The organism is Cephaloticoccus primus (assembly GCF_001580015.1).
GTDB classification, from domain to species: Bacteria; Verrucomicrobiota; Verrucomicrobiia; order Opitutales; family Opitutaceae; genus Cephaloticoccus; species Cephaloticoccus primus.
The window spans coordinates 1-7,623 of the sequence record NZ_LSZQ01000060.1; the positions used below are offsets into that span (position 1 = coordinate 1).

9 protein-coding genes are annotated in these 7,623 nt (G+C 60.4%); 5 read left to right on the plus strand and 4 right to left on the minus strand.

The genetic code is table 11. From position 1 onward, the window contains the following. Positions 1-242 precede the first annotated feature (242 nt). From AXK11_RS08075 to AXK11_RS08085, 3 genes are read left to right on the plus strand one after another with little or no spacing between them, the layout of a single operon-like run. Positions 243-1,070, plus strand: coding sequence for an RsmE family RNA methyltransferase (locus AXK11_RS08075; protein ID WP_068631088.1), 828 nt, complete (start codon positions 243-245; stop codon positions 1,068-1,070). A 58-nt stretch (positions 1,071-1,128) separates the two neighbouring features. Next, positions 1,129-1,539 carry an HI0074 family nucleotidyltransferase substrate-binding subunit gene (locus tag AXK11_RS08080; protein WP_068631090.1) on the plus strand — a complete coding sequence of 137 codons (411 nt, stop codon included), beginning with the start codon at positions 1,129-1,131 and terminating at the stop codon, positions 1,537-1,539. Beyond that, entirely contained in the window at positions 1,536-1,871 is a 336-nt protein-coding gene (locus AXK11_RS08085; protein ID WP_068631091.1) for a nucleotidyltransferase family protein, read from the plus strand. The genes AXK11_RS08080 and AXK11_RS08085 overlap by 4 nt, the downstream gene beginning before the upstream one ends. Positions 1,872-1,935: 64 nt before the next feature. Here AXK11_RS08085 and AXK11_RS08090 read toward each other — a convergent pair whose 3' ends face one another. The 3 genes from AXK11_RS08090 to pyrG all read right to left on the minus strand — a co-directional run bounded on the left by AXK11_RS08090 (position 1,936) and on the right by pyrG (position 5,185). Further along, positions 1,936-2,406, minus strand: a complete 471-nt coding sequence (locus tag AXK11_RS08090) for a biotin/lipoyl-containing protein (protein WP_068631093.1) — start codon at positions 2,404-2,406, stop codon at positions 1,936-1,938. Positions 2,407-2,492: 86 nt separating this feature from the next. Continuing rightward, positions 2,493-3,383 carry a 3-deoxy-8-phosphooctulonate synthase gene (gene kdsA, locus AXK11_RS08095; protein ID WP_068631095.1) on the minus strand — a complete coding sequence of 297 codons (891 nt, stop codon included), beginning with the start codon at positions 3,381-3,383 and terminating at the stop codon, positions 2,493-2,495. Continuing rightward, positions 3,380-5,185 (minus strand): CTP synthase, encoded by a 1,806-nt coding sequence (gene pyrG, locus AXK11_RS08100; RefSeq protein ID WP_082781048.1) that lies wholly within the window; start codon positions 5,183-5,185, stop codon positions 3,380-3,382. Before pyrG ends, kdsA begins: the two co-directional genes overlap by 4 nt. A 301-nt stretch (positions 5,186-5,486) precedes the next feature. Here pyrG and AXK11_RS08105 point away from each other — a divergent pair, with 301 nt between their 5' ends. Together AXK11_RS08105 and AXK11_RS08110 are read left to right on the plus strand one after the other, a co-directional pair. Then, complete coding sequence (locus AXK11_RS08105) at positions 5,487-5,843, plus strand: hypothetical protein (protein ID WP_197456851.1); 357 nt, start codon at positions 5,487-5,489, stop codon at positions 5,841-5,843. After that, on the plus strand, positions 5,840-6,541 hold the full coding sequence (locus tag AXK11_RS08110) for a nucleotidyl transferase AbiEii/AbiGii toxin family protein (RefSeq protein WP_068631097.1): 702 nt from the start codon (positions 5,840-5,842) through the stop codon (positions 6,539-6,541). The genes AXK11_RS08105 and AXK11_RS08110 overlap by 4 nt, the downstream gene beginning before the upstream one ends. Here AXK11_RS08110 and AXK11_RS09890 read toward each other — a convergent pair. Next, positions 6,524-7,345: a PEP-CTERM sorting domain-containing protein gene (locus tag AXK11_RS09890; RefSeq protein WP_156469274.1), complete on the minus strand. Its 822-nt coding sequence runs from the start codon at positions 7,343-7,345 to the stop codon at positions 6,524-6,526. The genes AXK11_RS08110 and AXK11_RS09890 overlap by 18 nt on opposite strands. Positions 7,346-7,623: the final 278 nt, after the last annotated feature.

The window sequence follows — 7,623 nt, forward strand, 5'->3', positions numbered from 1 at the left end:
ATTTCGCCCCAATGGGTTTCCGATCCATCCGCAATTGATGCCCCACTCCCTGTCGCAACGCGACAGGGGGAGTTCATGTAAATTTGGGAATCGTGCTTCGGCGCGTAGCGACGAGGCCGATTCCCAAATTCAATAGCACGGGGCGCCACGCCACCGCCGCCCGCGCAGTGGTGCACGGTTAAAATCAGAAGGCCCTCTCGACACACAGGCGCGCGCCCTGCTTGGCTCGGTGCTTTCCTGCCATGCCTGATTTCCGAGTTTTTTGTGAACCCCCAGTCGCCGAGCCCGAGGCCATCACGCTCTCGCGCGACGAGTCCCAGCACCTCGTCGCCGTCAATCGCGCGCAGCCCGGCGACACCGTCGTCGCCTTCGACGGACGCGGCAACGAGTGGATCGGCGAGCTGATCGACGCCTCCAAAACCGCCGCCCGACTGCGCGTGCGCTTTGCGCAAAAAATAAAGCCGCTCCCCTACGCGATCACCCTCGGCCAAGCCCTGCCCAAAGGCGACTCGATGGAGCGGATCGTGCGCAAGGCCACCGAGATCGGCGTCGCCCAGATCGCGCCGCTCCAGAGCGAGCGCACCCAGGTGCACCTCGACGCGCAGCGGCAAGACAAGAAGCACGACAAGTGGCGCGTCGCCGCGCTCGAAGCCGCCAAGCAATGCGGCAACGCACACCTGCCGCGCATCGCCCCGCTGCAATCCGCTACCGCCCTTATGCAGGGGGCGCGCGGCTATGACCTCAAACTCATCGCCAGCCTGCAACCAGGTGCACGCTCGCTGAAAAGCGTCCTGCGCGACTACGCCGCCGCGCGCGCCGCAAGTGCAGGCGCAGCCGGCGCGGAACGCACAAGCGCGGAAGCTGCGGACAACGCAAGCCACGCGAGCGAAGCCCTCCCCAGGAATGTGCTCTGGCTCATCGGCCCGGAGGGCGACTTCACGCCCGCCGAAATGAGCGCCGCCGCGAGCTGCGGCTTCGAGCCCGTCACCCTCGGGCCACTCGTCCTGCGCTGCGAGACCGCCGCCATTTACGCCCTGAGCATCCTCAGCCACGAACTCCAAAGCGCTTAAGGGAGCAAGGCGCGCTCGCTCTTGCCATAGCCAGTGAGAGGGCAAACCGTCTGCCTCCATGGAGCTCAAACTTCAGTCACTCTCCGACGCGATTTCTCGACTTGAGGAGATATTGAAGCGTTACAACTCGGATCCGGAGGACGATGCACTGCGCGACGCATCGGTGAAACGCTTTGAGTATACCTATGCCTTGGCGTTGGTATTTTTGACGCGCTACCTTGAGGAAGAGGCCCCCATCAGCAAAACGGCCGGCTCCATGGACTTCGCCGAACTAATCCGCCAAGCTTGGGCGCTTGGGTTGCTGCGGGAGGAGGTCGCGGTTTGGCGGGATTTCAGGCTCAAGCGAAATCTCACCAGCCACACTTACGACCAGTCCAATGCAGACGAAGTTTGCGCGGTGATCCCGCGCTTCCTCGCCGAAGCCAGGTTCCTGTACTCGCAACTCAAAAAACGCAGCGACGCATCATGACCCGCGAAATCGATCTCAAGCCTGAGCACCTCGCGCTGGTGCAGGCAGTGTTGCACGCCCATCTGAAAGACTTTCCGGATGCGCGAGTCTGGGTCTTCGGCTCGCGCGCCAATGGCAGGAGCCACCAGAGATCGGACATCGATTTAGCGATTGATGCGGGCCGCGGGCAGCCCTTGCCCCGACCGATTTTCTACGCGCTGAAACAAGCCTTCGAAGACTCCGACCTGCCGCAAATGGTGGACGTAGTCGATACGGCCCGGATCACGGACGACATCTTCAGGAAAAATCTGGAGAAGGACGCCTTGCCGCTGCCGCTCCTGAGCGCGGCATAAAAGCAGCACCCATTCTCTCCGCACCGAACGCGGAGCGCGCACGCCCAACACGGCCGACACGCCGCTAACTGCGGCGGGCGCTCAGGTAGCGTTGCACGTCGTCACCCGAGACGCGGTTGCCCGGGCCGGTCGCCGTGATGTCGGTAATCGTAGCCGGATCGAGCCCCGCCTCCTGCGCCAGCCGCGTCGCCTTTGGCGTCCAGATCAACGCGCCCGCTGCCCCAGCCGCTGTGCCGCCTGCTCCCGCCGCCTTAGCGGTTTTCGATTCGAGGTGGCGCAGGCTTTCGTCGCTCGTCTCGATCTGCACAAAGGGGTCGCCCGATTGCATGGTCGCCCCGGGCTTGCCGATCACCGCATGGATCGTGCCGTCGCAGGGGCTCTCAAACTCGAAGGTCGATTTATCGCTCTCCAGATCGGCGAGTCGCTGGCCTTTGGTGACGGCGTCACCGGCCTGCACTTTGATGATGATGACGTTTAGCTCGGTCGCAGTCGCCCCCATTGAGGGCACCGGCACATCGATGATGAAAGAGGCCATAAGTGGGTCTTGTTTTTTTTGGGCTGGGGGAAAAAGCTGGAGGAAAACGGTGTGTGCTCGGCGGGCGCATCGCTGCGCGGCAAGGCTCAGGGAGCCGCCGGCGCCGCGGGCGCGGCCGATTCGAGAGGTTCGCGCGTGACGCGCCACACGGCAAGGCAGCGCTCGATCAACGCAGGGAGCTTGTGCAGGTAAACCATGTTGGGCCCGTCGGAGGGCGCGCGATCCGGGTCGGGGTGCGTCTCGATGAAGAGCCCGTCCGCTCCGGCGGCCAGCGCGGCCTGCGCGAGCGGCGGCACAAACTCGCGCTTTCCCGAGCTCTTGCCGCCGCCTGCACCGGGGAGCTGCACGCTGTGCGTCGCATCAAAAATCGTCGGCAGTCCGTTGCCTTTCAAAATGGGAAACGTGCGCATATCGACGACGAGGTTTTGGTAGCCAAAGGTCGTGCCGCGCTCGGTCTGCCAGACTTCCGGCCCTCCCGCCGCGCTCGCGGCCGCAGCGGCAGTAGCGCTGCCCCCCGCGGCGCGCTCCCCGCCGCCGCGCAGCTTTTCGGTCACGTGCACCATCTCCTGCGGCGAGAGGAACTGGCCCTTCTTTACGTTTACCACGCGGCCCGTCTGCGCCGCCGCGAGCAGCAAGTCTGTCTGCCGACACAGAAAGGCGGGGATCTGGAGCACGTCGCAGACTTCGGCGACGGGCGCGGCCTGCGCGCGCTCGTGGATATCGGTCAACACAGGCAGCCCGTAGTCGCGCTTCACGAGGGCGAGGAGCTCCAGCCCCGCCTCCATGCCTGTGCCGCGCGGGCCTGTGATCGAGGTGCGGTTCGCCTTATCAAAGGAGCCTTTGAAGACGATGCACAGCTCGGGCTGCGCCTCGCGCAGCCGGACGAGCTGCTCGGCGACGCAGCGACAGATCGCTTCGCTTTCGAGCGAACAAGGCCCGGCAATGAGGAGGAGGCGGGAGGGATCGTAGAGGCTCATGCGTTCGATTGTTTGGCGCGAGGCGCGGTGGGCGAGAGGGACGCTGGCTGGGAAGAGTGGGCGGACGAGCCCGCGGAGCGAGCGGGCGGGAGGGCCGCCGTGCGGGAGGGCGTGCGGGGCGGGAGGGAGGGTTTACCCTTGGGTTTTTGCGAAGCGCCCGCGCGGGTAGCCTTTGTTTTCGGAGGCAGCGGGGCGCCCGCTTCGCGCGTTTTTTTGCGCTTCAACGCCGCAGCGATAAAGGCCGCAAAGAGCGGGTGTGCCTGGTCGGGCTTGGATTGAAACTCGGGGTGAAACTGCACCGCCAAAAACCACGGGTGCTCCTTTAGCTCGACGATCTCGACGAGCTGGCGGCGCGCATTGAGCCCGCTGATTACGAGGCCTGCTTCGCGTAGCTGGGGCAGGTACGCGTTGTTGACCTCGTAGCGGTGGCGGTGGCGCTCGCGCACGCTCGTTTGCTTGTAGGCGCGCGCGGCCAGCGAGCCCGCGCTGAGCGTGCACTCGTAGCTGCCGAGCCGCATCGTCGCGCCCTTATCGATGCGCTGCTTTTGCTCCTCTATCAGGCTGATGACCGGATGCTCGGCCTCCGCGTCAAACTCCACACTGTCCGCACCGCGCAGTTTGAGGACGTTGCGCGCGAACTCGATGACCGCGATTTGCAGCCCGAGGCAGATGCCGAAATAGGGCACGCCGTGCTCGCGCGCGTACCTGGCCGCAGCGATCTTGCCCTCCGTGCCGCGGTCGCCGAAGCCGCCCGGGACGAGGATCGCGTCGAGTTTTTTCAGCACTCCGAGCCCGCCCTTCTTCTCCAGATCCTCGGCATCGATGCGCACCGTGTTTACGCGACAGTTGTTGGCGATGCCCGCGTGCGTAATCGATTCGTAGATGGATTTGTAGGCGTCTTGCAGCTCGATATATTTGCCCACCACGCCGATGGTGACCTCGCTGGCGGGATTGAGGATGCGGCCCACGATCTGGTGCCAGATGTTCCTGGCAGGCGCGGGGCGCTGGAGCCTGAACAGGTCGACCACCAGTTGATCGACGCCCTCTTTCTGGAGCGCGAGGGGCAGCTCGTAGATCGAGTGCTCCACGTCGCGGCACTCCACGACCGCCTTGGCGGGCACGTTGCAAAACAGCGAAAGCTTCTCGCGCAGCCCCGGGTCGAGCGCGCGGTCCGTGCGGCACACGAGGATGTGCGGCTGGATGCCGATCTCGCGCAGCTTGGCGACGGATTGCTGCGTGGGCTTGGTCTTGAGCTCGCCGGCGGCCTGCAAAAACGGCACCAGCGTCACGTGGATGAAGACCACATCGCCCGCCGGCACTTCCAGCGCGAACTGCCGCATCGCCTCCAGAAATGGCAGCCCCTCGATGTCACCCGTCGTGCCGCCGATCTCGGTGATCAATACATCCGCGTCGCGCCCGCCCGCGTAGATCCGCTCCTTGATCTCGTTGGTCACGTGCGGGATCACCTGCACGGTCTTGCCGAGGTAGTCGCCGCGGCGCTCCTTCTGGATCACCGACTCGTAGACCTGCCCGGAGCTCAGGCTGTTGAGCTGCGAGAGCTTGCCGCTGGTGAAGCGCTCGTAGTGGCCGAGGTCGAGATCGGTCTCCGCGCCGTCCTCCAGCACATACACCTCGCCATGCTGAAACGGGCTCATCGTGCCCGGGTCGACGTTGAGATAGGGGTCAAACTTCTGGATCCGCACCCGCAGCCCGCGCAGCTCAAGCAGCGCCCCGAGCGCCGCCGCCGTCAGCCCCTTGCCCAGGGAAGAAACCACCCCGCCTGTCACGAAAATGTATTTCATCGGTCGGCGATGAAGCCCCCGCCCGCAAACCCTGCCAACTCAAAAGAAGGGCGCGAAGTGCGGGTTTGGGCGCGCCCCCCCCCCGGTAATGCGCTTCATTTCGGCAGGGGCGGGGGCCGCCTCCCAAACTAGGCTCCTGCGGTTTTCTACCACGTAGCACAGTCAAAACATTTACTCGTGAAAAAACGGGAGCGACCTCGCCCCCCACTCATCCCCCCGCCATCACCTCTCCGCCAGATTGGGGCAGCGCACTTCAAAATGCGCCACCGCCACGCCCGGATGGATCAATCCATTTAAAAATTTGACTACTGATAATAATGCATTGTGCCCAGAGCTTCTCGTGTACAAAGATGATGCCATCATGAGTCAGCACACTCAGGACTTACTGAAGTCACTTGCCCAAAAATATATCTGGTGGAAGACACCAGAGGAAGCCGTGAGCATGCCCGGGCGAGTGATTGCTCAGGTAATGAATATCGGCGATTATGCTGACGTCCAGTTGCTTGTCTCTACGGTGGGCGACGAAGCACTGCGCGAGGTTATAAGGGATGCGGAACCCGGGCAGTTCAACGAACGCTCGTGGACATATTGGCACTATCGCCTCGGATTGTCCGATATTGATCAGGTCCCAGCCCTGCCGACAAGGAGGGTTGCATGATCGGAAAATTCAAGCCACACATAGATATATTGCCATATGCCCAGAAAGCTTTGTGGCCGGAGCTGAGAAATTCCGCGCGGCTTGGATTTGCCCTATATGGCGGCACTGCCATTGCACTTCGATTGGGGCACCGAAACTCAGTCGATTTTGATTTCTTTTCTGAAAAGCCACTTAGCCGAAGCGCTATTCAAGCGGCTTTCCCCTTCATAAAACGATCAACCACGCTTCAAGATGAAGAAAATACCTGGGTCATGCTCGCCCCTTGTGGTCATTCGGGGCAAGAGAGCGTCAAGGTTTCATTCTTTGGAACGATTACCTTTGGGCGAGTAGGAGAGCCCGAAGTTACAGATGATGAGGTTTTACAAGTCGCTTCTCTTGATGACCTGATGGCAACAAAGGTTAAAGTGATACTCCAGCGTGCAGAGGCAAAAGATTACCGCGATATCGCAGCAATGATCAATGCCGGTGTGAGTTTGTCACACGGACTGGCATCTGCCCGCCTGTTATACGGGCCAAACTTCCAGCCGAGCGAAAGCCTCAAGGCACTGGTCTATTTCAACGATGGAGACTTGAAAAGCCTGACTTCCGAAGAGAAAAAGACATTGGTAAATGCCACAAAAGGGGTAGGCGATCTCCCTGAAGTCAGGCTGATATCAAACTCCTTGACCAGCCCCGCTTTGTCACCTCCGACGGTGTAAGATCGAGTCAGCGGAGGCCCTTCCCCATAGGGGGCGATGCACTGGTGCTGCTTTTTGCCTCCGTCGCATAAGGCAGGCTCCCACGGCCACTACACCAAGAGCAGCGCCATAGGTGCTCGGCTCGGGGATCCCGGGGATGAGCTGCCAGTAGTCTTTATCAAAGTCCTTGAGCGCGGCGCGCCATTCCCAGTGGCCTTCAAATTTTATCCGCGATAGGGCATCATTTAGGTGCTCGCTGTCCTTCCGCACCAAAAGAAAGTCGCGCGATAACATCCAATTCTTAATCGTTAACTGTCCACCCCACTCAATCTCCAGATCGTCTAAGTAGAGACGGTGATCACCATGAGGATGCTGTCTATCCAGAGAGTGATAGTAATCAATCACCCCATTTCCAGTCACCTCCACACGATGGATCTTCTCGCTTATTACTGAAGTCTGATAGCCAGAAAAAAGGAATTCAGCTTCCCGCTTCCTACCATCGAGCCTAAGTATCGAAGAGTCGGAAATTTGATTACTCCTAGACAGGAGCAGGTATCCACCATCTGAAACCGTAACATTACCACGAACGGCCACTACCCCATTACTCTTAAAGAGCTGTAACCCCGCGCGGTTAGAGATATAGACATCACCAGTAAATGTGTTAGATAAGCTTCCTTCGAAGTCAATATGATTACTATACCCTGAAACACCTCCAGATATATTTACACCCACCCTAGCCCCCTTATTATCAGAAATAACTGAACTGATACCATAGCCACCCCCTAAACAACGATCATGCTTAAGATTAATATTTAAATAAGACACACTAGAGGTAATACTCCCAGCCCCATAAACCCCAGCATCTCGATCGTTTTCATAAAGATTTATTCCGCCTGCACCAATTGTTAGCCGATGCCCATTAAGGTTAAATCCCCCGCTCCTTGAATTATATCCTTCCAACTCTGTGTCTCTGTACAGCGTAACGATACCATTAATATTCTCCCAAGTGCCCGCTCCCCACTGCGGACTCAACGCGCCCCCGCACCCATTTATATTACTTATACTCGGGGGGGGGGGGGGGGGGGGGGGAGAATAACTAATAC